The 24,869-nt window shown below is 39.3% G+C and carries 19 protein-coding genes, 1 pseudogene and 1 riboswitch; of the genes and pseudogenes, 4 read left to right on the top strand and 16 right to left on the bottom strand.

Going from position 1 to position 24,869, the window contains the following annotated elements; all coding sequences use genetic code 11:
* Nucleotides 1-136: 136 nt before the first annotated feature.
* From MKX49_RS09345 to MKX49_RS09330, 4 genes and pseudogenes are all read right to left on the bottom strand, one after another.
* The gene (locus MKX49_RS09345) at nt 137-2,128 is read right to left on the bottom strand and encodes an alkyl/aryl-sulfatase (RefSeq protein WP_340876212.1); all 1,992 of its coding nucleotides are present in this window, start codon (nt 2,126-2,128) and stop codon (nt 137-139) included.
* Between the two features lie 352 nt (nt 2,129-2,480).
* Nucleotides 2,481-2,966, bottom strand: a complete 486-nt coding sequence (locus MKX49_RS09340; protein ID WP_323598039.1) for a DUF2975 domain-containing protein — start codon at nt 2,964-2,966, stop codon at nt 2,481-2,483.
* Between the two features lie 214 nt (nt 2,967-3,180).
* A pseudogene (locus MKX49_RS09335) lies at nt 3,181-3,486 on the bottom strand (transposase); the annotation flags it as partial.
* A gap of 238 nt (nt 3,487-3,724) precedes the next feature.
* Nucleotides 3,725-4,603: a LysR family transcriptional regulator gene (locus MKX49_RS09330; RefSeq protein ID WP_252269780.1), complete on the bottom strand. Its 879-nt coding sequence runs from the start codon at nt 4,601-4,603 to the stop codon at nt 3,725-3,727.
* Nucleotides 4,604-4,848: 245 nt separating this feature from the next.
* Between MKX49_RS09330 and MKX49_RS09325 the strand changes: the two genes are divergently transcribed.
* Both MKX49_RS09325 and MKX49_RS09320 read left to right on the top strand, forming a co-directional pair.
* Nucleotides 4,849-5,478 carry a chromate transporter gene (locus MKX49_RS09325; protein ID WP_340876210.1) on the top strand — a complete coding sequence of 210 codons (630 nt, stop codon included), beginning with the start codon at nt 4,849-4,851 and terminating at the stop codon, nt 5,476-5,478.
* A 48-nt stretch (nt 5,479-5,526) separates the two neighbouring features.
* Nucleotides 5,527-6,072 (top strand): chromate transporter, encoded by a 546-nt coding sequence (locus tag MKX49_RS09320; RefSeq protein ID WP_226990396.1) that lies wholly within the window; start codon nt 5,527-5,529, stop codon nt 6,070-6,072.
* Between the two features lie 198 nt (nt 6,073-6,270).
* Here the strand turns inward: MKX49_RS09320 and MKX49_RS09315 are convergent, their stop codons facing one another.
* The 6 genes from MKX49_RS09315 to MKX49_RS09290 form a co-directional block, all read right to left on the bottom strand.
* Nucleotides 6,271-7,578: a Na+/H+ antiporter NhaC family protein gene (locus MKX49_RS09315; protein ID WP_340876209.1), complete on the bottom strand. Its 1,308-nt coding sequence runs from the start codon at nt 7,576-7,578 to the stop codon at nt 6,271-6,273.
* A 188-nt stretch (nt 7,579-7,766) separates the two neighbouring features.
* Nucleotides 7,767-7,874, bottom strand: a riboswitch (SAM riboswitch).
* A gap of 335 nt (nt 7,875-8,209) precedes the next feature.
* A complete protein-coding gene (locus MKX49_RS09310) occupies nt 8,210-8,881 on the bottom strand; it encodes an SOS response-associated peptidase (protein WP_340876208.1) in 672 nt (223 codons plus the stop codon).
* 59 nt (nt 8,882-8,940) lie between these two features.
* On the bottom strand, nt 8,941-9,096 hold the full coding sequence (locus tag MKX49_RS09305) for a hypothetical protein (RefSeq protein WP_153246094.1): 156 nt from the start codon (nt 9,094-9,096) through the stop codon (nt 8,941-8,943).
* Nucleotides 9,097-9,419: 323 nt separating this feature from the next.
* A complete protein-coding gene (gene hutG / locus MKX49_RS09300; RefSeq protein WP_340876207.1) occupies nt 9,420-10,376 on the bottom strand; it encodes a formimidoylglutamase in 957 nt (318 codons plus the stop codon).
* A gap of 439 nt (nt 10,377-10,815) precedes the next feature.
* Nucleotides 10,816-13,437: a phosphoenolpyruvate synthase gene (gene ppsA / locus MKX49_RS09295; protein WP_340876206.1), complete on the bottom strand. Its 2,622-nt coding sequence runs from the start codon at nt 13,435-13,437 to the stop codon at nt 10,816-10,818.
* 561 nt (nt 13,438-13,998) lie between these two features.
* On the bottom strand, nt 13,999-14,403 hold the full coding sequence (locus MKX49_RS09290) for a VOC family protein (protein ID WP_340876205.1): 405 nt from the start codon (nt 14,401-14,403) through the stop codon (nt 13,999-14,001).
* A gap of 777 nt (nt 14,404-15,180) precedes the next feature.
* Here MKX49_RS09290 and MKX49_RS09285 point away from each other — a divergent pair.
* On the top strand, nt 15,181-15,678 hold the full coding sequence (locus MKX49_RS09285; protein WP_340876204.1) for an SRPBCC domain-containing protein: 498 nt from the start codon (nt 15,181-15,183) through the stop codon (nt 15,676-15,678).
* A gap of 97 nt (nt 15,679-15,775) precedes the next feature.
* Here the strand turns inward: MKX49_RS09285 and ggt are convergent, their stop codons facing one another.
* The 4 genes from ggt to MKX49_RS09265 form a co-directional block, all read right to left on the bottom strand.
* Nucleotides 15,776-17,851, bottom strand: a complete 2,076-nt coding sequence (gene ggt, locus MKX49_RS09280; RefSeq protein ID WP_340876203.1) for a gamma-glutamyltransferase — start codon at nt 17,849-17,851, stop codon at nt 15,776-15,778.
* Nucleotides 17,852-18,070: 219 nt separating this feature from the next.
* The gene (locus MKX49_RS09275) at nt 18,071-20,065 is read right to left on the bottom strand and encodes a TRAP transporter permease (protein ID WP_340876201.1); all 1,995 of its coding nucleotides are present in this window, start codon (nt 20,063-20,065) and stop codon (nt 18,071-18,073) included.
* Nucleotides 20,058-20,564: a DUF1850 domain-containing protein gene (locus MKX49_RS09270; protein WP_072272887.1), complete on the bottom strand. Its 507-nt coding sequence runs from the start codon at nt 20,562-20,564 to the stop codon at nt 20,058-20,060. Before MKX49_RS09270 ends, MKX49_RS09275 begins: the two co-directional genes overlap by 8 nt.
* An 84-nt stretch (nt 20,565-20,648) precedes the next feature.
* A complete protein-coding gene (locus tag MKX49_RS09265; RefSeq protein WP_048679174.1) occupies nt 20,649-21,623 on the bottom strand; it encodes a TAXI family TRAP transporter solute-binding subunit in 975 nt (324 codons plus the stop codon).
* Between the two features lie 386 nt (nt 21,624-22,009).
* Between MKX49_RS09265 and MKX49_RS09260 the strand changes: the two genes are divergently transcribed.
* The gene (locus MKX49_RS09260) at nt 22,010-22,921 is read left to right on the top strand and encodes a LysR family transcriptional regulator (RefSeq protein WP_340876200.1); all 912 of its coding nucleotides are present in this window, start codon (nt 22,010-22,012) and stop codon (nt 22,919-22,921) included.
* A gap of 445 nt (nt 22,922-23,366) precedes the next feature.
* Here MKX49_RS09260 and MKX49_RS09255 read toward each other — a convergent pair whose 3' ends face one another.
* Nucleotides 23,367-24,359, bottom strand: a complete 993-nt coding sequence (locus MKX49_RS09255) for an NAD(P)/FAD-dependent oxidoreductase (protein ID WP_340876199.1) — start codon at nt 24,357-24,359, stop codon at nt 23,367-23,369.
* 222 nt (nt 24,360-24,581) lie between these two features.
* The gene (locus MKX49_RS09250) at nt 24,582-24,830 is read right to left on the bottom strand and encodes a ferredoxin (protein ID WP_048679242.1); all 249 of its coding nucleotides are present in this window, start codon (nt 24,828-24,830) and stop codon (nt 24,582-24,584) included.
* Between the last annotated feature and the right edge of the window lie 39 nt (nt 24,831-24,869).

The following is a 24,869-nucleotide window of genomic DNA, read 5'->3' as shown; positions in this document are numbered from 1 at the left end:
AGGAGCGTTTTATAAAAAAATAAAAACGAAACAGGATGCCTACAGGAATAATTAATACATTCAAACCCACGAGACTGCTAAGTAGACTCGTGGGTAACCGATCCATCCTGGTTTCAGAATATGAAGTGGTTGATTATCACGGAGTTACGATATTAACCTTTGGTTGGAATTGATCCAGCAAAGTCAGGAAATCTTCAAACTGATTTTTATCACCGGAAATCGCAACTTTACCGGCTGCTTCCATTTTGGATAAATCTTCACGTCCCAGAGCAATCTGATAGAAGGTCATTTTATCTAATGTTAATGTTGCATCAGGGGTGGACGCCATTTTCCCTTTTCTGAAGTTTAAAACAGAATTATTCAGATCGATCGTGTAATTGGTTTTCGAATCTGTAAATGTTAAATGGAATGCCATATTTTTATTTTCCGCTTTTATTCCGTTTAATTTAATGGACAAGAATTTCAGGAAATCATCCATTGGCATATTGAGCAGCGTATCGAGATTCATCATTCCGCCACTTCCCTTCGAGTCCGCCACGCCGTTCCTTAACTCATCTGCGCCGGTAAGATAGAAATTACGCCACACAGAAGATTCTGCTGTGTATCCTAATTGCTCATAAGCTTTAGCCAGTAAATTTTTTGCTTCTGTATTTTTGGGGTTAGCCATGACTACATGCTTTAAGACTTGAGCCACCCAGCGATATTCCCCTTTTTTATAATCAAGTTTTGCCTGTTTAATGACCTTCTTTTCTCCACCCATATATTGTACATATTTAGCGCCCGATTCCTCTTGTGGTAATGGATCCAAGTCGGATGGATTACCGTTGAAATATCCTAAGTAAAAGTTGTAAACCGCCTTTACGTTATGTTTCAATGTTCCGTAATACCCCCGATTGGCCCAGACTTTATCCAACTTTTCAGGAAGCTTTAACTTTTCCGCGATTTCGTCGGGTGTGAGACCTAAATTAGCTAATCGTATGGTTTGGTCATGAATATATTTGTACAAATCACGCTGACTCTCCAACTGCTCCAAAACATTGTCCCTTCCCCATATGGGCCATGTATGGGCCGTAACCATAGCATCTATATCCTCGTTTCCAAACAGATCAACTGTTTCATCAAGTGCTTTCACCCATTTTAAAGTATCTCTGGTTTTAGCTCCCCTTAATGTATAAATATTGTGTAACGTGTGCCCGGTGTTTTCCGCTACCACTAAAGTTTTGTAATCATTGATATAATAATGCATTTCAGATGGAGCTTCCGAATCCGGCGTCAATAAAAATTTAAATGTTATTCCGTCTATTTCCACCGTTTGAATATCATCCTTCACTTCCATTGTTGGAGGTAAATAGCTAAAAGTTCCGTTACTTAATCCAGGGCCAATACCAGAAGTAACAAATCCCCTTTCATTTGCGGGTAAGAGATTTCCAAACATATAACCTGCACGGCGAGACATTATATTGCCTAAAAGAATGTTTTCACTTAACGCTTCTTCGTTAAAACCTGCTGGGACAATAATCGGCACTTTAGCTGGATTTTCAGCATATTGAGCAATGCCTTTTATACCACCAAAATGATCCGCATGACTGTGACTAATAACAATTGCACTTACTGGGTATTTGGGCCGATGTTCAAAATAAAGCTCCATGGCTGCTTTGGCTGTTTCAATAGTAGAAAGTGTATCCAAAACTATTAATCCTGTTTTTCCTTCCACAATGGTAAGCACTGATAAATCCTGACCCCGAACTTGATAAACGCCATCCACCACTTTAAATAAGCCTGTTATATTTTGTAACTGAGCTTGCCTCCACAAGCTTGGGTTTACAGTAAAGCTTGCCGGCTGATCTTCTTTGATGAATGAATATCGATTACTATCCCATACCACGTCACCTTTTGAATTTTTAATGGGATTCATATTCAAAGGCGCAATGAATCCTTTATGTGCATTCTTGAAATCATCCTTGTCTGAAAAATTCAACAGTTCATAAAAAGCCTTATTTGCTGAGATTGTTGCATCTGTTGCCGGCATTGGCTTATCTGAAGCAGCATTTGTAACAGAAGAACCTGCCAGTAAAGCAAAAACAATGGGAACGGTTACAATTCCTTTTATAAAAGATATTTTGGACATTTCATACCCCTTTCTAAGTAGATATCATGTATCTATTCCGAATTTTGCAGCAGTAAACTTTCTCATTTTTTAGAAATTTTTAGAATAATATGAATTTATTTTATAATTAATTTGACTTTAAGTATATTTCCTATTTTTAATGGTAACTTCAATTTTATTTATATAAAAGCTATGTTAAATTCTAATGTTGATATTTGACCATTAGAAAACCGCCTTGGTGAAAAGGCCGTTCATTGAGCTATCGTCCCCGTAGTTAAATAGATTAGTTGTGTCTGTTTTATTGAGTGTCTGCGTCGCTTTTGTACTCCAAAAAGAACCTGGCTGACAATCCAAAGTCTTACATATCCGTTAATCATTTATTTTTTGACATTATATCTGGGGCATTTTTTAATGGCTTTTGAAGTGCGTCCACAATGGCTGCGATGATACTTGTTGCTAAAATACCCATTAGACATAATGATGTAGGACCCGCTGCATCATCACTACCTGTAACTTTAGCAAGCACCCTTAAGCTTACTATTCCTAACAAAATGAGGAAAATGACTGTAAAAGTACATTTCTTTATAATCTTCAAAGATTTAAGGGATAATTCAGAGAAAGCATTGTTCTTTTCGATGTAGGTTAATAGTTTATATGCTTGATACAACGCAACAGAAAACGCAATACAGAATCCGTATGCACATACTAAAAAGGGGATTAGGAAGTAAGCCGTATCTGGATGTACCCTTGCATCTCTAACGGCTATCTCAGGCAACCAGATACACAAAGCAAGCACTGCAATTCCAGCCAGAAAAATAATTACCTTTAAGAAAGTCGTTGAACCTCGTTTAACATTCATTTAAAACACCTCACTTATTTAATGACAACATGATTTTAGCATATTATTTATTGTATTACAGTAAATTTATATTGTTTTTATTTATATTATTATTGTTATTGAAATATCTTTTTAATTTTGACAAAAATAAAAAGCACTTCTCATTACAAAGAAATGCTCTTACTTTAAAATGTTAAATTTACAACTTGTTCAACAAAACTGCCCGTTTAGATTTATGTGGTCTTCTGGTGCATTGAAGAGGTGTGTTTGTGAGGTCGTTGAAGGTTTGATGGCAGGCTTTACAGCGGTAACACTGTTTCACCTCTCCTGTTTTGATAACGCATTAACCAAATCGCACAAAAAAATGGCTGTCGCAATGTGGGCAGACAAGACTAGCTTTATGCTTTTGTACCTGGATTTCATCAATAGCACGAATAGGAGCCGACATCGGTTTCGTTCGAGACTGCAAGAATTATACAAGTTGCTGTTTACCGCTTTCATTTAATGCTTCGGCGAGCTTCTTTATTTCCTTTAACTCCACGCTATATCATCTCCGAACCATCATTATATCTTTTATTATGCCCATTAATCCCTTTGTTTGTCTAACCGAAGGCTTAACAACCAAATTCAAAATTCCCCTCCCGATAGACAAGAGCTTTTATAATCAATGCGGTATATTCAATTTACCATGACTTTTGCTTGCTACCGGGGCTACGCCGTTAACCACGAAACTGAAAATGCTGCCAATTATAAGTGTGAACAAAGGCAGCGTCCCATCCTTATTGAAGAAAATCAACAAATTTAGACACTCCTATTTTATTAAAACGCTTGTTTTTCCTGACTAGCCATAAATTTCTTGCCATATTTATTCTGTATATATCCACTTCCCGCAAAAAGCCTTGCTCCAATTCTCTGGCCACTGTCAACCTTGGCAAAATGCTGATTCCAAGTCCAGCTTCAACCGCACTTTTTATCGCTTGTGTACTGCCAATCTCCATGTAGCTTTCAATTTTTTCTAAAATCCCATGCTCCCTTAGCATATTTTCTACGATAAGCCGTGTTCCGGAAATGGATTCACGCCAAATCATCCTTTCATTTCCCAATTCCTCTAGCTGAATTTCTTTTCTTTCTTTCCATGGGTGGTCGGATGGACATACCAATATCAATTCGTCTTCGGCGAACTTGTCTACAATAAAATCTGTGTTTTCCACAAGTCCTTCCACCAAGGCCAAATCAATGACATCGTTTGAAAGATCCTCCAAAACCCGGGGCGTATTTTTTATCGTCAATGTCACTTTTATTTCTGGCTGTTGTTTTTTGAATCTCCCAAGCAAGCTAGGCAACAAATACTCTCCGATAGTCAAGGAAGCCCCTACAATGAGATTTGCATTGTATTTACCCGTCGATTGCTGAATCACTTCTTTTGAATGGTTGAAGTCATTTACTATGGCTTTAGCAAAAGGGTATAACAGCTTTCCTGCTTCTGTAACTCTCAGCCTTCCTTCCTCACGGTCGAATAACAAAGTGTTATAATAATTTTCCAGTTGATGGATCTGCCGTGTTACAGCGGGCTGAGATAGGAAACTTAACCTCGCTGCCTGGCTTATACTTCCTTCATCCACCACTAAACAAAACATTTTCAGATTTTCCAATTTCAAGAAAACGACCTCCATGTTTTTAGATAGTTTATTAAAATGATAGCATCATTAGGTAAATGGTGAAATGAAAATAGTGAGATACATTCTAAGGCTATTCATTTATTGGCGGCATTCTTTATAAAACGGATGAATCTTCTGGGTATAACGTTTTGTTATACCCGATGATTTTGTTGCAATTTACCCAGCCCTTTTTCTTTGATATGTTAATGATAAGAATTAAACAAAGCATGCAAAGGAAGTGACTGATGTCAATGAAAGGACAATGGAAAACTCTATTCCAATTATTTTGGACCTTTTTTAAAATAGCACCTGTCACATTCGGAGGCGGGTTTGCGATGATCCCTTTAATCGAAAATGAAGTGGTCGAAAAGAGAAAATGGATGAAAAGCGAAGAAGTTACGGATGTTTTTGCTTTATCTCAGTCCGTACCGGGAGCTGTCGCCATTAACTCCGCCACCTTTATCGGCCATCGAATTGCCGGAATGAAGGGGGCAATGGCAGCCATGATCGGTGTTTCATTACCTACCTTTTTTATTGTTCTGCTCCTGGGCATTGTGTATTTTTTCATTCAGGATAATCCGAAGGTAGAATCTGCATTCATATCGATCAGAGTTTCCATAGTAGCCATCATTGCATATGCGGCTATCAAGATAGGAAAATCGGCAGTTGTAGACAAATCAACTTTCTGTATTTTAATAGTAGGAATTCCTGTCCTCTTCTTTCTTCACCCTGTGATGGTTATATTAGCGGGAGCTCTAGCGGGTATTGTGACCATCTCCATTAAGAGAAAATTAGGTTACGATGTCAAAATGGACAAAAAGGATAGGAAAATAGAAGAAAATGATTTCGAACCGTTCATGGGTGCTGGCATATAGGTAAATCAAAATAGGGTCTAACTAATTTTTAAGAAAGCATGTGATGGAATGATGGAATTGTGGGAGTTGTTTAGCACCTTCTTTATTATCGGCTTTGTATCTTTCGGAGGCGGATACGCCATGATTCCCGTAATAGAATCGGAAGTCTCACAGCATGGATGGATGACAACGCAGGAATTCACCGATATAATCGCCATTTCCGGAATGTCCCCAGGGCCTGTCACCGCCAATAGTGCCATTCTTGTTGGCTATTCGACTGCTGGGTTAGCAGGAGCCATATCATCTGCTCTAGGAATCTTGCTTCCTGCCATTATATTCGTAACCGTTATAGCCACATTTTTCAGCAAATTGAATCATTATCCAGTTGTTCAATCCATGTTTTATGGATTAAGACCGATTGTCACTAGTTTGATCATCTTTGCAGCGATCAGTTTAGCACTTTCCAATCATATGATAGCCGTGAACTTTTCATGGCATACGATAAGCTTATTACTCGTTTTTGGTTTATCGTTATTTGCCCTAATGAAATTACGCTGGCATCCAGCCTATGTAATTATTCTTTCCGGTTTAGTTGGTGTTGTCCTCTATTCATGACAGTTGTCTCACACACAACCATCATTAATTTGGACCGGAATTAAGCAGAAAAATTGAAAAATGATTGATACTATATAAGTGCGAGAAAACTTTATTATGTTTATGTATTTACCATACAGAAAACACCCTGCATCCAATGATTCAGGGTGTTCAGACTGTAGACAAACTCAATGAAATTTTAGGGGTTTGTTTTAACTTTTAGTTCTTCGATCCATCATTTCCCGGCTGCAACCGTGGAAAACCAATCAGGATGGCAAGGACGCCACAAAGTCCAATCAGGATTGGGTAATATGAATACGGCAAGATGCTTAACGGAGAAATTTTTGCTACCCCTGCTGCAACAAGCAGTTGTGCTCCATATGGGATCAACCCTTGGATACAACATGCAAAAATGTCAAGGACGCTCGCCGATTTCCGCGGATCAATCCCATACTTTTCAGAAATATTTTTGGCAAGTGGCCCGGCAATGATAATCGAAATCGTGTTATTTGCCGTTGAAAGGTTCGTTAAACCAACAAGCCCCGCAATGCTGAATTCCGCCCCTTTTTTTGATTTGCTATTTCGTGTCACAAGGTGGAGTAGATAATCGATGCCGCCATTATGTTTGATTACAGCAACCATACCTGCAATTAAAATGGCAAGGAAGGAGATTTCATACATTCCCGCCATTCCTTCTCCGATTTTTTGAATGACACCCAACGGTTGATAACTACCATCAGCCAAGCCGATGATTCCGGCAAATACGATTCCGATGGAAAGGACCAAGAACACATTGACTCCTGCCAATGCAGTGACCAATACGCAAAGATACGGAAGAATCTTCACCCAATCATAAGACTGTTGGGAAATGTCAGCTTGTTCACCCATCGTTAAAATGCCTAGGATGGCACATGTGATGATGGCTGCAGGTAAAACGATGAAAAAATTCACTTTAAACTTATCCTTCATTTTCGTTCCCTGAGTTCGAACAGCAGCGATTGTCGTATCTGAAATGAATGAAAGGTTATCCCCAAACATCGCACCACCAATAACGGCCGCCATTGAAAGGGCAAGCGAAATATCTGTTTGCTCACTAATTCCAACCCCGATAGGTGCCAGGGCAACAATCGTTCCCATGCTTGTCCCCATGGATAGTGAAATAAAACAAGCGATGATGAAAATTCCTACCATTAATAGATTTTGGGGAAAAACAGCTAAGGCAAGATTCACTGTTGATTCAACTGCCCCCATACCATTGGCAACTTCGGAAAAAGCTCCGGCTAAAAGGAAAATGATTACCATTAACATAATATTGGCGTCACCGGCACCTTTACAGAAGATATCAACCTTTTCATTGAATGTCTCTTTCCGATTCATCGCCAATGCAGCTGCCGATGCAATGGATATCGCTACAATCACCGGAAATGAATAAAAATCTTTAGTGATGATTCCGGATCCAATAAATAAAATTAAAAATACGACAAATGGGATCAATGCCCATGGATTCCCTTTATTGTTTGCACTCATGATGTACACCTCTTTTTATTTTTCCCGCGACATGTGTCACAGCTCTATTCTATTAACAGTTTTCGCAAATAACTCCAATTTGAACCTACCTGATTATCCAGTCATGGAGCTGTAGCAAAAAACTGGCATAAAAAAGACCCCTTCTATTTAACAACAAGAAGAGGTCTTTTAATTTATAAAAAACACCCTCCTTATCTTTCAGGCGAAAATCAGCCTGCTGGATTTGGCACAGCACTCCATTTAAGTCCGCTGCCGAGACATCTTCGGGCCAGTCCCTCCGTCTCTCTTGATAAGAAGATTACATTATATAATTTATCTAAAATTACGATGACTGCCAGAAAAGTGCCACGCTAGAAACTTGCCTGAGTTCGTGACATCGAAAGTCGTTTTGAAAAGCAAATATAACAGTACAGCATTTTGTCTATTTTCGCAAGGGTTAATTTTTAAAGTGTTTCACATGCACTCCTTACTGTTCATAAAGAGAATCTAAGTTGATTGGAGCGGGTGTACGAGACTTCTGCGGAAAAAGCGAGTGCCTGGAGGCAACGTCAAATTGTACAAACCATAAAAAAAATGTAGACAAACTCGATTTTCATCAAGTTGTCTACATTCTGAGAGGTCTAATGAACTCTCAGCAAATTTGTTGGATTAGGTTAGGTGTATTATTTTTAGTCGAGTTTACATCTGTCGATACTTCAAATGCTTCCATCTGTTCCGAATCGAATGACTTTAAATACTGTTGCAGATATGCAGGATCATTAATGGAAGGATTCAACCAATCTTTTTCATCTTCTGGCTTTAGGATGACAGGCATGCGGTCATGAATGCTGGTCATTAGCTCATTTGGCACGGTTGTTATAACGGAGCACGAATAGATGCTGATGCCTTCAGGAGATTTCCAGGATTCCCAGAGACCGGCCATTCCAAATGGAGCATGATTCTTCAGTTTTATTCGCATCGGTATTTTTCTTTCTGGTGTCTTCTTCCATTCATAAAAAGAGTCAGCGATTATCAAGCATCTCTTCTTCTTATACGCATTCCTGAAGCTTGCTTTCTCAGCAATGGTTTCCGCTCTGGCATTGATCATTTTGTAGCCCGCTTTTTCGTCTTTTGCCCAGAAAGGAATGAGTCCCCACCGAAGATATCCAAGCCGGTTCCTTACCCCGTCATTAATGACGGAGAGCACGGATTGGGAGGGAGCAATATTGTAGCTGAATTGGTATTCCTCATCAAATGACCCTCGAATATCAAACCGTTCTTTTATTTCTTCTATGTCAGTGAAAAGAGTGAAACGTCCACACATAATATCGCCACCGTATTAAGATTTATTACAGTGTATCAAATGGAACGGGCAGCCACAAATCAGCGTTCTAAAATCCTGATATCAGTAAATGGTTGATTAAATAATTCGCTGGAAATCAAAAGAGTGCCAAGGACTTCTCTTTCATCTTCAGCTTTAATGATTTCCGACAAAATTAAGGTACTGCCATTCCTGACCGTTACTTTATATTCATTCATGGAATCCCTCCTCAAAAGGCTAGATGGTTGTTATTATAAACCAAAAACCCACAAGTATCAGTATTGAACTTAGCAGAGTCATGGAAAATCCACATGCCTTTATATTTTAAATGGTTAGTCGAACGAAGCAATGCCTGTGACCATGATTCCTTGTGAAGGAGGCGTAAAAAACTGTCCATGAATGATTCATGGACAGTCTGGGCGCTTTAAAGGTTTTTCGCTTCAATACTGAAGATAACATTAAGGAAAGCCCCAACAGTCGATACGAAAAAAAGCGCTCTTTCCGGGAAGACCGAATTGAAGTTGCGGCCATCGCATGTCCATTATTTAAAATGCAGCAAAACCTCATTTATTAAATGCCCTGCCAATGTAACGGTCTTATTATTTTCGTCCAATGCAGGGTTTACTTCAGAGATATCAAATGAGAGGATCTTTTCATTCGATACGATATGCCTAATAATGGCACGGACCAATTTCGGATCCAGTCCAAACGGCGATGGTGCACTTACCCCAGGTGCGTAGGCTGAATCAATAACATCCGTACATAATGTAAGCATGATATAGTCATTTTCCTTAGCGAATTCATTTATCCTCCGCTTCGTTTCATCCATTTCGTATAATGACAAATCTTCTTCCAATATGTAGTCGACCTTACTCCTCTCTGCAGTTTCAAACAGTGCCTTCGTATTCCCCTGCTTCTGAATTCCGACACATAAATAGCCACAACTTTGATCTTCGTCCAAAATCTGCTTAAACATCGTTCCAGATGAAGTTTCATTTTCATAAGGTCTCATATCAAAGTGAGCGTCAATATTAATAATCCCTAGTCTAGCTTTTGGTCCAATGGATTTCCTAATCCCAAGATAATGGCCATACAGGGTTTCGTGACCTCCCCCAAGTATGATAGGAATCGCTTTACTCTCCAAAATCCGGGCAACAGCTGATCCCAGTTGAGATTGGGCGGCTTCCATATCTGTACTTTCACATATTACATCGCCAGCATCCACCAGCTCGGTTTGGGAAGGTAAATGACAGGGTAATTTTGCCAACGACTGCCTAATATGATCAGGACCCACGGCAGCACCAACCCTGCCTTTATTCCTTCTGACTCCTTCATCACATTTAAAGCCAATGAGTCCAAAAGTTCGTGATGCATTGGAAGAGGTGGCTAATTCTGAAATTGGTGCCAAGCGCACTCTTTGGTGGTATCTGAAGCTATCTAGGTTAGTTTGGGAATCAATTCTTCCATTCCAATATTTTAAAGTCGGATGAGTATACATAATTTCTCCTTTATTTTAAAAATTCCGAAATATCTTTCTTAAAAATTATAATGGAGATAATGTATAATTACCAATACAAAAAATTAATATTTCTATAGAAGGTATAGCCGCTTTCAGCGTACATTTATGATATTGACAGAGATATCTGTTGGAGAATATCTTCCTCTTATCCGTTTGACATTGCTGCTCAAGCCAGTAGATTTAGCAAGAGATAATCGATTTTGCCTATAAATAAAATCCACAAAAAGCCCAATTTCTCGGTGTTGTAAGCGAGAAATTGGGCTTTGGCATCATATAAAATCAACATTTAACAGAAGGCTCGATCTTAAGATATTCTTACTAAACTTTAGTATCAATTTTCAGTTACTGCCCCCTTATATGACCTAGTGACAAGGGGCTTTGCCATAAACCGCAAAGTATCATGATTTCACTGATTCTCCTAATTCGAAAGTATTTCTATATAACCTTCTGTTCCATTTACTCGAATACGTTGCCCATCTTTTATCAGCTTGGTGGCATTTACCACACCGACAACAGCAGGTAAGCCATATTCACGTGCGATGACTGCTCCGTGGGTCATCAGCCCGCCAACTTCGGTGACGAGTCCTTTTATGGATACAAATAATGGTGTCCAGCTAGGATCGGTGAAGGTTGTAACCAGTATATCTCCATCTTCTAGATTTGCATCTTCCATGTTTAAGATGACACGTGCTCTGCCCTCTATAACTCCGGAAGAAACCGGTAGACCTACAATAGCTTCGGCCATGAGATTTCCTCGTTTATACTCCCCTACAATGATTTCACCATCAGACGTGATAACACGTGGTGGAGTAAGTTTTTCATATAATTTGTACTCGTCTTTTCGTTTGCTGATCATCTGGTAATCTAGTTTATTTGTGCGTACGACTTCTTGAAGTTCTTCAAAAGTGAGATAATATATATCTTCTTTTTCATGAATAACGTTGGTTTGTACGAGTTGTTCGGCTTCCTTGAGTAAAGCCTGCTTATAAATGAAGTAGCGGTTAACCATGCCGTATTTTGGATATTCCCGATAACCGATGAAATTCCGGATTAGGCTGATCATTCGTTTTGTTTCTTTGGCTTTTTGTTCACCATCCGGTAATTGCTTCAATCGATCTAATATCTCTTGTTCTTTTTTCAAAGCTTCCTGTCGCCCTTGCTCAAATTTCCGATTGCTAGCATTAGGCTCAAAGTTTTTGATATTACTAAGAATCACGGGGACAAGTGTAGTTGGTTTTTCGCTCCAACGAGTCTTAGTAATATCGATTTCTCCAGTACATCGCATTCCGTATTTGCCGAGATAATCATAGAAAGCATCCTGGGTTTCCTGTCCACCATCAAACTTAACCAGTTCATCCATAAAATTATCATCTTTTACTTGTTGTAAATAATCAATTACTCCTGGATAAGGACGTATTACATCTGCGACATCCAATAGCGCCAGACCCATTTCTGAAGTAATATTGTTTGGTACAGATTGAGAAAGTGTGTCGGCTGCGTTTTTTTCACCTAACCACTTATTCATTTTTTCATTGATCCATGATGATGCATCTATAGCAGCCATAAACACAGCTGAACTTTGTGGGTCAAATAAAATCTTCTTTAATATCTGGATATCTTCCAGAATGAAATCAAATAAATCCGATCCTGATTTCGTTTGGATGTTTTGTTTTAATTCTTCTATCGATGTTTGACTACGCTTAATCAAGTCAGAAACGATTTTCGGGTCGTTTTCAATTTGTGCCCTAGAATCCGCAGACAACACACTTTTATTGCTTTTACCGGAACTCTGTTCTTGCTTATCATTTGGTAAAGATTTTATGAAATCTCCTCGCTCTATTATGTTAATGAGTGCGTCTTTCATGAGCGGGTCATGTTGTCCCATGGCCTCTACTAACATATTTCTGCTGTCAGATGAAGCTACCATATGTGTGACATCAACAAACAGCCTTCCGCCAGCCTTACGCATGGGTGCAGGAGTCGTTAACAGCCAAAAAGATAATCCCAATGGTTTCATGGCGTCAGTCATCATTTGTTGATGACCGACAGATACATAGACGTGATTCTCTTGATCATTCGCTTCAGGGATGGGGTATAAAGTAGTGATTGGACGGCTCTGGACAATATAAAATGTATCATCAACCAAACACCATTCGATATCTTGCGGACAGCCAAAATGCGCTTCAAGCTTTCTGCCGATCCTTTCAAACTCCAACACTTGCTCATCTGACAGGGTCGATAAAACCTGCTGCCCCGGCTCAATTTCCTTTTCCACCGTTCCGCCTTCTTTTCGTGCATATATAGCCAACTTTTTGGTAGAAATCTTCTTCTCCACAATCCTACCTTCTTGAACTTTATAATTGTCCGCAGACACTAAGCCAGAGACAAGTGCCTCACCCAGCCCAAAGCTAGCATCGATCGAAAGCACCTTGCGGTTTGAGGAAACTGGATCAGCTGTAAATAGTATTCCGGAAGCTTGCGGAAAAATCATCCTTTGAATAACAACAGACAGATAAACCTCGCGATGGTCAAAACCGTTTTGCATTCGGTAAATCACAGCACGATCAGTAAATAGCGAAGCCCAGCACTTACTAATATGTTGTAAAATTGCATCTTTTCCTTTGATGTTTAGATAGGTATCCTGTTGACCTGCAAAGGACGCAAATGGAAGATCTTCGGCTGTAGCGCTAGAACGAACAGCATATGCATGCTCGAAGCCAAAAGTTAAGAGACATCGGTCGATATCTTCTTCGATTCCCTTGTCGATCTCGATTCCCTCAATCAGATCACGAATCTTCCTGCTAATTTCACTTATTCTTTTTCGTTCGTCCACTTTTTGTACTGCAAGCTGATCGAGTAATTGATGAAGCTCATCATTTTCCCCAATGACTCTTTTAAATGCCTCAGTGGTAACACAAAATCCTTCTGGTACAAGAATTCCATCTATCCTCGAGCATTCGCCCAAATTCATCCCTTTGCCACCGACCACCATTTGTTTCGTTTTATCGATCTCCCGAAACTCCAGTACATATGGTTTCATTTCTTTCCCTCCCATTTATCGCTCAATACCAAGACAATCATATGACAAAAATTGTTCATTTGATCAACCATTCACGCTGTCCAGTCGTTCTTGCTCCTACTGAAGTTCCATGTTCCTTCTCAGTCAATCCTTTTTAAAAAAAGGATTGACTGAGAAGGAATTTATGTTGTATAATTATAATAGGGTATAAACTATACAAAAATATAAAATTAGTGTATCTTTATAAATTTATCACAGTTTCTCATTTTTTTCAATGTATTTCCATGACCCCAATTGTAGTAAATGCAATGGCAGAAAACACCATTTTACAAGGTAACTCACTCACAATAAATGATATTCAATCATTTATTGCAGCGTCAGGGGAAATACGGATTTACAACCTTACAGAAATCCCAATAGTAAAAAGCCCGATTTCTTAATAAGAAATCGGGCTTTTTTGGTTACTCCATTAAAGCGTCCGAGTATTAATCAGGATTTTAAAAATTTTAACCTTCCCAAATAATTGTACTTAAACGACTTTACAAAGAAGGATGTCTTCTGGATTTAGATTCAAGAATAGTTTTAATTGACAGTAAACATCCATGAAACACCAAATTTATCCTTCAACGAACCGTGAAGTTTAGCAAAGAATGTTGCACGAAGATCCATATGTATAGATCCCTCTTCTTTTAATATGTTCCATGCCTTTCTAGCTTGTTCCTCAGAGTTAAGCTCCACACTTACAACCACTTTGTCACTATCCTTCAATTCACGGTTTGAATCAGAACCCATTATAATTCCATCTTCTGTTAATCTTAATTGCGAGTAAAGAACAAGGTCTTTATCACTCTCTTCAACAGGAAAGTCCGGGCTTGATGGGATTTCACTATATTTTTGCATAGCAATAAGTTCCCCGCCAAATGCTTCTATATACAGTTTGAAAGCCTCTTCACATTCTCTGTTAAACATTAAATATGGTTTAATCATTTTCATTCTCCTTTGAATCAAGTTTGGAATCCTTAATAATAACCGGTACCTAGATTATCATCGTTACAAGCATACAAGAACATTAGTTCTGTTTTCAAATAAAAATCATTCTTTTTTATAATAAAACTTAAACCTGTATCATTATGCACAAAAATAGTATTGTTAAATTCTCGACGTACAGCATGATAAACGGTTTCCAAAAATTGAACGTGATTTCATCAACAAAACTTATAATAATTTCCACAATGTGGCACTATCCGGAACAAGGATCAGCGCTCATTTTTCATTTTGAAGGATATTATTGGTACCGCCTCGTGTAGGACAACAAAACAAGAAAACTACCTCCCCCTGCTACATGAAGTTAATCCGAGATAAATATTTTCTCCAATATTATTTGACGGGAATATTCCTGTTTGTTTATATCTCACCCAAAGGACTATAATTCTAATAAAACGTGGGGTAAAGATGAATACTACATTATTAATTACTCTTCGAGTGGGGGTGGTGACCTCATTAGAAACGGCCCTTTCACCGCGGGAGAATATGCAGAACGACTTCAAATTCGGCACCCATTGGCATCCAAACATCTAAGTGGGCTTCATAAATCAGGATCGGTGGAATTTATGCGGAAGCAATTCGTCGAATTTACAAGCTTCGCCCAGAGCCATTTAGCATTAAACATTTGGTTCGAACAGTATTGTGAAATATGGGAAGAAAGACTCGACAGCTTGGAACTTTATCTGAAGAAACTACAAAAATTATGATTGGAGGAATAAAATGTTTCCAAAAACCGAAATCACCCGCAGTTTCAATGCTCCTCGCGAGCTTATATTTAAGGCTTTTACCGAATCAGAACATCTGCAGAACTGGTGGGGCCCAAAAGGATGGGCTTTTGATATTTCTAAGTTCGAGCTTCGCCAGGAAGGTGTCTTCCATTACAGTCAGACATCTCCTGATGGTAATGTAATGTGGGTCAAATTTGTTTATCATGAAGTAAATGCCCCAGATAAACTCGTTTACACCTCTTTCTTTTCTGATGAAATGGGGAACATCGTACGTGCTCCTTTTAACGACAACTGGCCATTGGAAACTCTCAATACTTTTACATTCACCGAGCATGAAGGTAAAACAACACTTACGATGATTGGGGTACCTGTATCCCCAAGCGAGGAGGAAATGAAAACTTACGAGGAGTCGCGGGAAATGGTTCAGGAGGGCTTTTCAGGAACCTTCGTTCAACTGACTGACTACCTCTCTACTATTTCATATAACTAAAAAACAACCCCAGACCTCTCTTTACATAGAGAAATCTGGGGTTTTCAAGTTTAGGTTCATTTAGAATTCAATTTCCCGAGCAGACTTAGAAAGGCAATCAATTCGTGACACTGCCATCTTCGTCCGGATCTTCAATATCCGCCGGATCTTTTTCCAATAGGGCCTCTTTGTCTTTTTCGTTCCATTTTGTTTTATACCCTAATGATTTCGCTACTCCTAACACAGGTAGATACGATTTTTTATCTGGTTTAAATGTTTCTAAATCCCCTGTTTGGATTACACCCAAACCTAGTAGCAATTTATCTGATTGGATATAGGGTTTCTCATCGATCAGTTTCATTTGATCAGCTGTATAAGGATAAACGGCTCCATTCACTTTTAAGGTAAACGGTCCCTTTTTTTCTTCTTTTATTTCTTTTGGCTTTTTCGATTTATGGGAAACATTATACACACCTTGAACAGTTCCTTCTCTCGTATTATCGGCTCCTCCATACATTTTCCCCTTTTCATAATCATAAATAACAGCTTGCACATTTCCGATATGTTGCGGTTTTTCTTCATAAACATGGCCTTTAGCCATTAACTCCAGTCTTGTATTTTGTTCAATTCCCGGTTCCCATCTTACTGTCGGATAACCAGCAGAATAAATACGTGGCGCATATATGGCATCTTGAATGAGCATTTTATGATCAAGCACGTTCATGATCGTTTCAGATACCGATGCGATTATCGTCGCTCCTCCTGGTGAACCAATGGCCATGAAGGGGTTCCCATCTTTTAATACGAAGGTCGGGGACATACTGCTTCTCGGTCTTTTTCCCGGTTCCACCTGGTTAACTCCACCTGGTGTGGCATCAAAATCCGTCATTTCATTATTTAGCATGAATCCATAATCAGGTACCATGATACCTGATCCGAATACTTGCTCGATTGTAGTCGTATAAGCAACCATATTTCCCCACTTATCCATTACAGAAAAGTGAGTCGTTTGTCCGATTGGGGTTTTCTCTTCTTTTACCATCTTCATTGCAGTGGGTTCTTTGCCCTCATACTTCCATGGATCGCCTGCTTTGACATCAGCTGTTGATCTATTTGGATTGATGAGTTTTCTTCTTTCTTTAATATAATCTTCATCTAATAGTCCTTCTGTTGGTACATCATAAAAATCTTCATCCGCCATATAGGCAGCGCGATCGGCAAAAGCCAGATGCATGGCTTCGGTTAGATGATGAAGATACTCAGGCGAGTTGGCCCCCATCTTTTGCACATCGTATCCTTCCATAAGCTCCAGGATTTGCAGAACAGTCAAACTGCCTGAGCTTGGTGAAGCTGCCCCTACCACTTCAAATCCCCTATATTCCGTTTTAATCGGCTCTCTTTCTTTCACTTCATAGTTTTCCAAATCCTCAGTTGTCATCGTTCCTTCACGCTTTTGAACTTCTTGGGTAAGTGCTTCCCCGATTTCACCTTTATAAAAAACGTTAGAACCTTGTTTTTTTATTAACTTAAGAGTCTTTGCCAGATCTGGCTGAACGAGGATGTCTCCCTCTTCCAATGGCTTTCCGTCTGGTACAAAAACTTTTGCAGCCGCTTGGTTATTTTTAAGCTTTGTTACATTTTCATCGATATATTGTGCTGTTGCCCAATTGACTTTCACCCCTTCTTCAGCCTGTTTAATGGCCGGGCCAGTGACTTGTGATAATTTCAATGTTCCATATTTCTCAAGAGAAGTCTCCACCCCCATCAGAGTCCCAGGAACTGCAACCGCTTTCCCTGATGTGTGCCGCTTACTAAAAGGAATAGGTTTTCCCTTTTCATCTAAAAAAAGTTCAGGCGTAACATTTTGAGGTGCCATTTCGCGATTTTCGATCATCGTTATTTTATTTTCCTTTTTATTATAAATCATGATAAAACCACCGCCGCCGATTCCAGACATCATTGGCTCAACTACATTTAATGATAATTGAATGGCAGCTGCTGCATCGACTGCATTTCCGCCTTGTTTTAGTATCTCTATACCCGCTTCAGCTGCTAACGGATGAGAAACTGAGACGATTCCATTTGTAAAACCCTTTCCCATTGACCCATCCACTCCAGGGACACTTGCAAAAGCCGGTGTGATCATACAAAAGAAACTGAAAGTAACTAAAATAAAACTTTTTAAAAATTTCATGAATTAGTCTCCTTTCAAAATAGAACAAATTAGGGTTTTATCATAAGGCGGGTGGATATACAAGCAGATGTCTCTAGTAGGAATATGCTGGTTGTCTCGATAAAAAGCAGTCTGCACATTCCCATTTGGCGTTGCGTTCTCAATGATGCTTCACTTCAAGAAATCACCCCCCTGAATGGTACAGCTCTACCCTTTACTTCCGGATCGATATCCGCAGGCTCAATTTTTCTCAATGCTTTGGTTATTTTCCAAGATTTTGGAGCTGTCGTGATTGTCATTTTTCCAAAGATATTGTAAAGCCAGCAACACGATAAAAGCGGATATCCCAATGATGTCCGATACCGTTTCAGGGTAGATCAATAGTAAACCTACGATTATGGCGAGGGCTCTTTCTAACCAGTTCATTCCCCTCATCCAGTAACCTATGACACCCGCCCCAATCGCAATCATACCTGCCATTGCAGTAAGTACTACCCACGCAACCTCCATCCATGTTGTATCGATCATTAGCATTTGCGGGGAGAGAACAAAAATATATGGAATGATGAATGCAGCGATGGCAAGTTTCGATGACTCAATCCCCGTTTTTATTGGCTCGCCTCCCGCTACCCCTGCCGCTGCAAATGCCGCTAAAGCAACAGGAGGAGTTATATCTGCTATAATGCCAAAATAGAAAACGAATAAATGTGCAGATAAATCGGGAACACCAAGCAAAATTATCGCAGGCGCTGCAATCGTCGATGTGATTACATAATTGGCGGTCGTAGGTGAACCCATTCCTAATATAAGTGCTGCTACCATAGTGAGCATCAGAGTTGGAATCAAATATCCACCAGATAAATCGATCAGGCCATTAGCCAGCTTAAGTCCTAGTCCAGTTTTCGTGACGATACCGACAATAATGCCCGCTGCTGCGGTTGCAGCTGCAACCGCAAGTGCTGTCCGGGCTCCATCCACCAATGCATAAATGATATCGATGAATTTCATGCGGACATCCTTGTTAATGAAACCTACAAGAACCGAGATGGCAATGGAATATAATGCTGCATGTGTAACCGTGATATTCATCATGAGCAATAAAATAATGGCAAGGATCGGTATTAATAAATAAAGCTTGCCGAACACTTCCTTTTTACTTGGCATCTCTTCTTGAGTTAACCCTCGCAGCCCAAGTCGTTTCGCTTCAAAATGGGTCATGATCCAAATTCCTGAAAAATAAAGGATAGCTGGAATCGCAGCCGCCTTTGCTATATCCCAATACGTAATTCCATTCCCAATGAACTCAACCATTAAGAATGCCGCTGCCCCCATTACCGGAGGCATCAATTGCCCCCCTGTTGAAGCAGCCGCCTCCACTGCCCCGGCAAATTCCTTCTTATATCCAAGATTTTTCATCATCGGTATCGTAAATGCTCCTGATGTGACAACATTAGCCACAGAGCTCCCGCTAATCGTTCCTTGAAGAGCACTTGAAAAAATCGCAACCTTTGCAGGTCCTCCTATCCTTCTGCCGGCAATGGCGGTAGAGAGATCATTAAAGTATTGACCGACGCCTGTTCGGACCAGAAATGATCCAAACAGTAAAAATAGGAAGATGAATGTCGATGACACCGCTAACGGAGTACCCAAAATGCCCTCTGTCGAGAAGAACATCGTTTGCACCAGACGCTCCAGAGTCAAACCGCGATGAGCAAGGAATCCTGGCATATACTGTCCAAAAATCCCATAGAAAATGAATAATATAGCAATGACCATGATAGGAAGACCAACTGCACGCCTGGTTGCTTCCAAAACCAGCAGAATGGCCATAAAACCGACAGCAAAATCCAATACGCCTAAACGCCCTACATTCATGACGATATCTTCGAAAAATAAGGGCCAATATGCACCAACCCCAATACTAAGGATTGCTAATATGATATCGTACCAGGCAATTTGAAACTTTCCTTTTTGACGCTTCTTCCGGTTTGCAGGAAATAGTAAAAATACTAAGGAGAGTGCAAACCCTAAATGTATCGTCCGTTGGATTTGTGCTGTAAAAACACCAAATATGGCAGTATATAATTGGAATAGCGAAAAAGCCAGGAGTCCAAAAAACGCAATGTGGCCCAAGACACCAGTTAATTTCCTTGTCCCGGCTTCTGGATCATATTTTTCCAATAACTCCTGCTGCTCTGCTTCGGTTAAATATTTGATTTTTTCATTATCAGCCACTAATCTTCACTCCCTTCAACTGTTCCCACAATGAAATCCTTTCCGATGAAATCCTGACCCATGTCCCTGGTTTCATGAAGTCTGCCAATGTGTATGTTTTTTCATCATATATTAATCGATGATTGGCTTTAACTTGTCCTACCCGTAAATCTATATAGGTGAAAGTGCGTTGCATATTTTTTATGAAGTAGGTATCGTCTTTTACTTCAAACACTTCCTCACCCTCTGCATTGGAAGGCATACCGACCGCAAAATCATCATAGGCAAGTTCGGTTTGTTCGATTTGCTTATCCGATAACCGGTATGATTCCACAACATCTGTGAGGTGGATGGAGTGTGTATATTTAATCTTGAATTCTTTTTCTTTTTTCAAAGGAAAGTATGCCACTAATTCCCCTTGATCCTCGAAGGAAAAGGCTATTACATGCTTATAAGGAAAAAAGAATAAAAAAGCGATGAGCAGAGGTATACCAAAAGCCATGAATTTCTTGAATATCATAGGTACCCCTTTCACAACCAGTGTCCCATTTAGAAAAAAATGAAGCCGATAGGCCACATAAAGCGAGCTACCGACCCAATTGCATTACTTGGAAACACCTTTTTCTTTAAAGTATTTTGCTGCTCCAGGATGCACTTCCATATCCCCTAATCCTTCAAGTGCAGTCTTTGCTGTAAGGAACTTGCCTTTTGCATGTGTGATTTGATCTGTGTTTTCATATACAGCTTTAGTCATTTCATAAACTAAATCTTCATCAAGATCCTTTGTAACCACTAACATCGCTTTAACAGCAACTGTCTTCACCTCGGATTTGATTTTGTACGTACCACTTGGAATGGTATCTTCAGCATAGTATGGATACTTTTTAACCAATGCTTGAATTTTGTCATCTGCAATAGGCAGAACCAAAATATCATTTTGGACGGATAGCGCCTCAACTGCACCAGTAGGCGTGCCTGCCGTGATGAAAGCTGCATCAATATTGCCTGCTTGGATTCCTTCGGTCGACTCATCAAAAGATAGATTCTGCCCTTTAATATCCTTTTCAGACAACCCATGAATCTCCAAGATTTGCATGGCATTAATGTAAGCACCTGAACCCGGAGCACCTACCGATACCTTTTTACCCTTTAAATCCTCGATTGATTTAATTCCGCTTTTTGCAGTCGTTACAATTTGAACAGTTTCAGGATATAAAGAGCTGATCGCCATTATATTGTCAATGGGCTTCCCGTCGAACATTTCTGTTCCTTCAATTGCATACGCGGCGATATCCGTTTGCGAAAATGCGATTTCAGCCTCTCCAACCCTTAACGTTTCCATATTTTCAGCGGAGGCGCCAGATGTCTGAGGTGTTATGTTTGCTTTTGTTTTATCGGAAATGATTTTTCCAATTTGTCCTCCAAGCGGATAGTATGTACCTCCCGTTCCACCAGTCAACAGGCTCAAGTTTTGGTTACCGCTTCCTGAGGCACCTTCATTACTGTCTTTACAAGCCGTGATAATACCGGTGACCGTCAAAATCATGACCAATAAAAAGCACTTATGAAATTTTTTCATAAAAATCCCCCCTCATGTATATTCATCATCTGCAAAAGATGATTATGTTATTATTCTACCGACCGACTCACTTTCCCTTTTTTTACAAAATTAGACACATCACCCATAAGAACTAGTAATACATTAATAAGTTTTATAGAAATTAAATCACCAAGCTTAAATGTGTACAAAAACCTATTAAAAACAGGGGAAATCTGCTATCCAATAGTAATATTTTACCGTTTATTACCTATTCTTCCTTTCTTTAAGGATAATATTGACTCTTCCATTTTAGAAATATATTATTGTTATAAACTTATAAGTAGATGTTATAAAATTACAGCTTTTGTTTGAGAGGGAATTTTCTTAACCTTGTATTTTCAAATCCGACTGAAGTGGGTGATTGTTTGAATTACCTATCCCTCCGCTATTTCATAGAGGTTTCCAACCATCTTAGTTTCAGTGAGGCTTCCAAAACCCTGCATATATCCCAGCCCGGACTTAGCCAACAGATTTCATCCCTCGAAAAACAATTAGGCTTTAAACTATTGAATCGAACGACAAGAAAAATTACATTAACGGAAGAAGGAGAATACATCTATAAAAAGCTTGCGCCCTCCTTTGAAGATATCGAGAAAACAGTGAATTACATAGTTGAAAACAAAACCATCCCCAAGCCTAAACTGAAGATTGCTACCGTACCCTCTGCAGCTAGTATATATATCCCGAAGTTATTGAAAAAGATCGTGGGGCAATACCCGGAAACAGAGTTTTACGTGCATGAAACAACATCTTCAAGAGCAGTAAAACTCGTAAACCAACAAAATTATCACATCGGTTTCATCCGAACGCCCATTCACAGTAACATCATCGCCAATGAAGGATTAAGCATGATTGAATTCATGAGGTTCCCTTTACAATTAGTCGTCTCCACGAATCATCCACTAGCCCAAAAAGACGCTATACATTTATACGAAGCAAAAGACGAACCTTTTATCCATTATGATGCCGTTCAAGCACACTCCCTTCAATTCCTTTTGGAAAAGGCTTGTCTGACGGCTGGATTTTCACCTAAAGAATTATGTAAAGGCTCTGAATTACTGACGATTGCCAATCTAATATCCAATAACTTAGGCGTAGCCCTCATGCCGAAAGATATGGTGAGTTTGTTGGGAAAAAGCCAAGTAAAATCCTTGAACATCGATAACTCGGAATTAACCAGTTCGATATCGGCAGTTTGGAAAAACACGGATGCCTCAATTCTGACTAAGCATATTTTGGAAACGTTAGAGAATGATGATGATTTTAACAATATATAAGATTCTTGGTTGGAGAAATGCCGCGAAACGGGGCTGTTAATATTGGATCATTTCACCTTTTAAACTTCTTATTGGCGATGGGGCGTTCACCCTTATATAACTTATGAAAACCTTATCAAAGGACCCTTGTGCTTATTTGATCCGTATTTCCTGTAACTTTAATAAAGATTAACATTATCCAAAAATCGCTATAGGGGCGTTACTTAAACCAATCTAAAAAGTCGAATTCCTAACTGTGGAGGAATTCGACTTTTAATTTTAACAGTCATATTAACCTGTTCCCTTATTAAGTAACAAAACATGTAAAGCCTCGAAATATATCAACTTTACTTTTTTTCGATTTAAACCTGGACAATCGAAACCCACTATCCATCACTTTTATCTCAGGGACCCCGCCTATGTACTTTAGATTCTTTTCTTCAGAAGTTTTGTTGTTAGAAAGAGGTCATCCAAATAATGATGTACTATGCAGCGGCTGAACTTTCGCCAAAGGATCAATATAGGCTTTGGCATTATTAACTGCCGTAGGACCTTCACCGAATCCGGAAGCAATTAATTTAACCTTTCCATCATACGTACAAATATCCCCGGCTGCGTAAATGCCTGAAATATTTGTTTCTTGTTTGGAATTAACGATAATTGCATTTTTATTGATGTTTAGACCCCATTCTTTAATCGCTCCAAGAGAAGAGACAAAGCCGTAATTAATAATTAAATCATCTACGTCAACCACTTCTTTTTGTTGAGTCTTAGTGTGTTCTAAAACTATTTGCGTAATGTGATCTGTTCCTACCAATTCGGAGGGAATATAAGGTGTTTTGACCTCAACAGAGGAATTCACTAATTTTTCTACACTATGCTCATGGGCACGGAATTTATCTCTTCTGTGTATCAATGTTACCTTTTCAGCAATCGGCTCTAACATAAGGGCCCAATCAACAGCAGAATCCCCACCGCCTAGAATCGCCACTTTTCTTCCTTTAAATCGGTTCATATCATTCACGAAATAATGCAAATTCTTATCCTCGAACTGTGTTGAATCTTCCAATTCTAGTTTACGAGGCTGAAAGGCCCCATTTCCAGCAGTAATGATCACTGATTTAGAGAAATGAGTATCGAGGTTTGTGGTGATCTTAAATGTTCCGTCTGCTTGCTTTTCCATTTGTTCAACTGCCTCTTCAAGACAAATGGTTGGTTCGAATACTTTCATTTGTTCTTTTAAATTCTCTATCAATTCCTGCGCCCTTACTTTTGGAAAACCAGCTATATCATAAATGAATTTTTCGGGGTAAAGAGCCGAAAGCTGTCCACCCAATTGAGGCAGACTTTCGAGGATTTTCACCTTCGCTTGCCTCATTCCGCCATAGAACGCAGTAAACAAGCCAACTGGGCCGCCGCCAATAATAGTTATGTCATAGACCTTCTTTTCTTTTGTCAATGCAATCACTCCTTGTTCTTCTAGGTTGGTTGTTCATACTGAACATGATCTACAGGTTGTAAGAGATCGACTTGTAATGTTTTCACAAGTAATTCTTCCTTTTCCTTTGATTCAGAAATGATGGATAAAAGCAATTGAATATCCACCCTTTCAAAGACAATCTGGATATGTCACCACATTAAAAATCTATATAGCTACTAGTCACAAACGCACCTAAAATTATTATTCAAATTTATTAGGGTTACCATCAAAGGATGCTTGAGCCACTTTTATAGAATCGGTTGGACATCCTTCTGAAGCATCTATCATATCTTCCTCGAGTTCTTCAGGTATAATCGCTGCCCCAACATTATTATCCAATAAAACGAACGCAATCCCTTCCTCATCGTAATCATAAATATCCGGAGCTGAAGCACCACAAGCCCCGCAAGCAATACACGTTTCTTTATCCACGATTGTATAATTAGCCATTTTTCCTATTCATTCCCCTCTTAAATCTCAGTCCTGTTT

Source organism: Peribacillus sp. FSL M8-0224, from assembly GCF_038003055.1.
Classification (GTDB): domain Bacteria; phylum Bacillota; class Bacilli; order Bacillales; family DSM-1321; genus Peribacillus; species Peribacillus frigoritolerans.
The sequence above is the reverse complement of the archived record's forward strand: the minus strand, read 5'-3'. Positions and strand labels throughout refer to the sequence as shown.

Excerpts from the sequence above, each read along its gene's own strand:
- MKX49_RS09345 (WP_340876212.1), bottom strand. The coding sequence starts at position 2,128 with ATGTCCAAAATATCTTTTATAAAAGGAATTGTAACCGTTCCCATTGTT.
- MKX49_RS09340 (WP_323598039.1), bottom strand. The coding sequence starts at position 2,966 with ATGAATGTTAAACGAGGTTCAACGACTTTCTTAAAGGTAATTATTTTT.
- MKX49_RS09325 (WP_340876210.1), top strand. The coding sequence starts at position 4,849 with ATGTCAATGAAAGGACAATGGAAAACTCTATTCCAATTATTTTGGACC.
- MKX49_RS09320 (WP_226990396.1), top strand. The coding sequence starts at position 5,527 with ATGATGGAATTGTGGGAGTTGTTTAGCACCTTCTTTATTATCGGCTTT.
- MKX49_RS09315 (WP_340876209.1), bottom strand. The coding sequence starts at position 7,578 with ATGAGTGCAAACAATAAAGGGAATCCATGGGCATTGATCCCATTTGTC.
- MKX49_RS09310 (WP_340876208.1), bottom strand. The coding sequence starts at position 8,881 with ATGTGTGGACGTTTCACTCTTTTCACTGACATAGAAGAAATAAAAGAA.
- MKX49_RS09305 (WP_153246094.1), bottom strand. The coding sequence starts at position 9,096 with ATGAATGAATATAAAGTAACGGTCAGGAATGGCAGTACCTTAATTTTG.
- hutG (WP_340876207.1), bottom strand. The coding sequence starts at position 10,376 with ATGTATACTCATCCGACTTTAAAATATTGGAATGGAAGAATTGATTCC.
- ppsA (WP_340876206.1), bottom strand. The coding sequence starts at position 13,437 with ATGAAACCATATGTACTGGAGTTTCGGGAGATCGATAAAACGAAACAA.
- MKX49_RS09290 (WP_340876205.1), bottom strand. The coding sequence starts at position 14,403 with ATGATTAAACCATATTTAATGTTTAACAGAGAATGTGAAGAGGCTTTC.
- MKX49_RS09285 (WP_340876204.1), top strand. The coding sequence starts at position 15,181 with ATGTTTCCAAAAACCGAAATCACCCGCAGTTTCAATGCTCCTCGCGAG.
- ggt (WP_340876203.1), bottom strand. The coding sequence starts at position 17,851 with ATGAAATTTTTAAAAAGTTTTATTTTAGTTACTTTCAGTTTCTTTTGT.
- MKX49_RS09270 (WP_072272887.1), bottom strand. The coding sequence starts at position 20,564 with ATGATATTCAAGAAATTCATGGCTTTTGGTATACCTCTGCTCATCGCT.
- MKX49_RS09265 (WP_048679174.1), bottom strand. The coding sequence starts at position 21,623 with ATGAAAAAATTTCATAAGTGCTTTTTATTGGTCATGATTTTGACGGTC.
- MKX49_RS09250 (WP_048679242.1), bottom strand. The coding sequence starts at position 24,830 with ATGGCTAATTATACAATCGTGGATAAAGAAACGTGTATTGCTTGCGGG.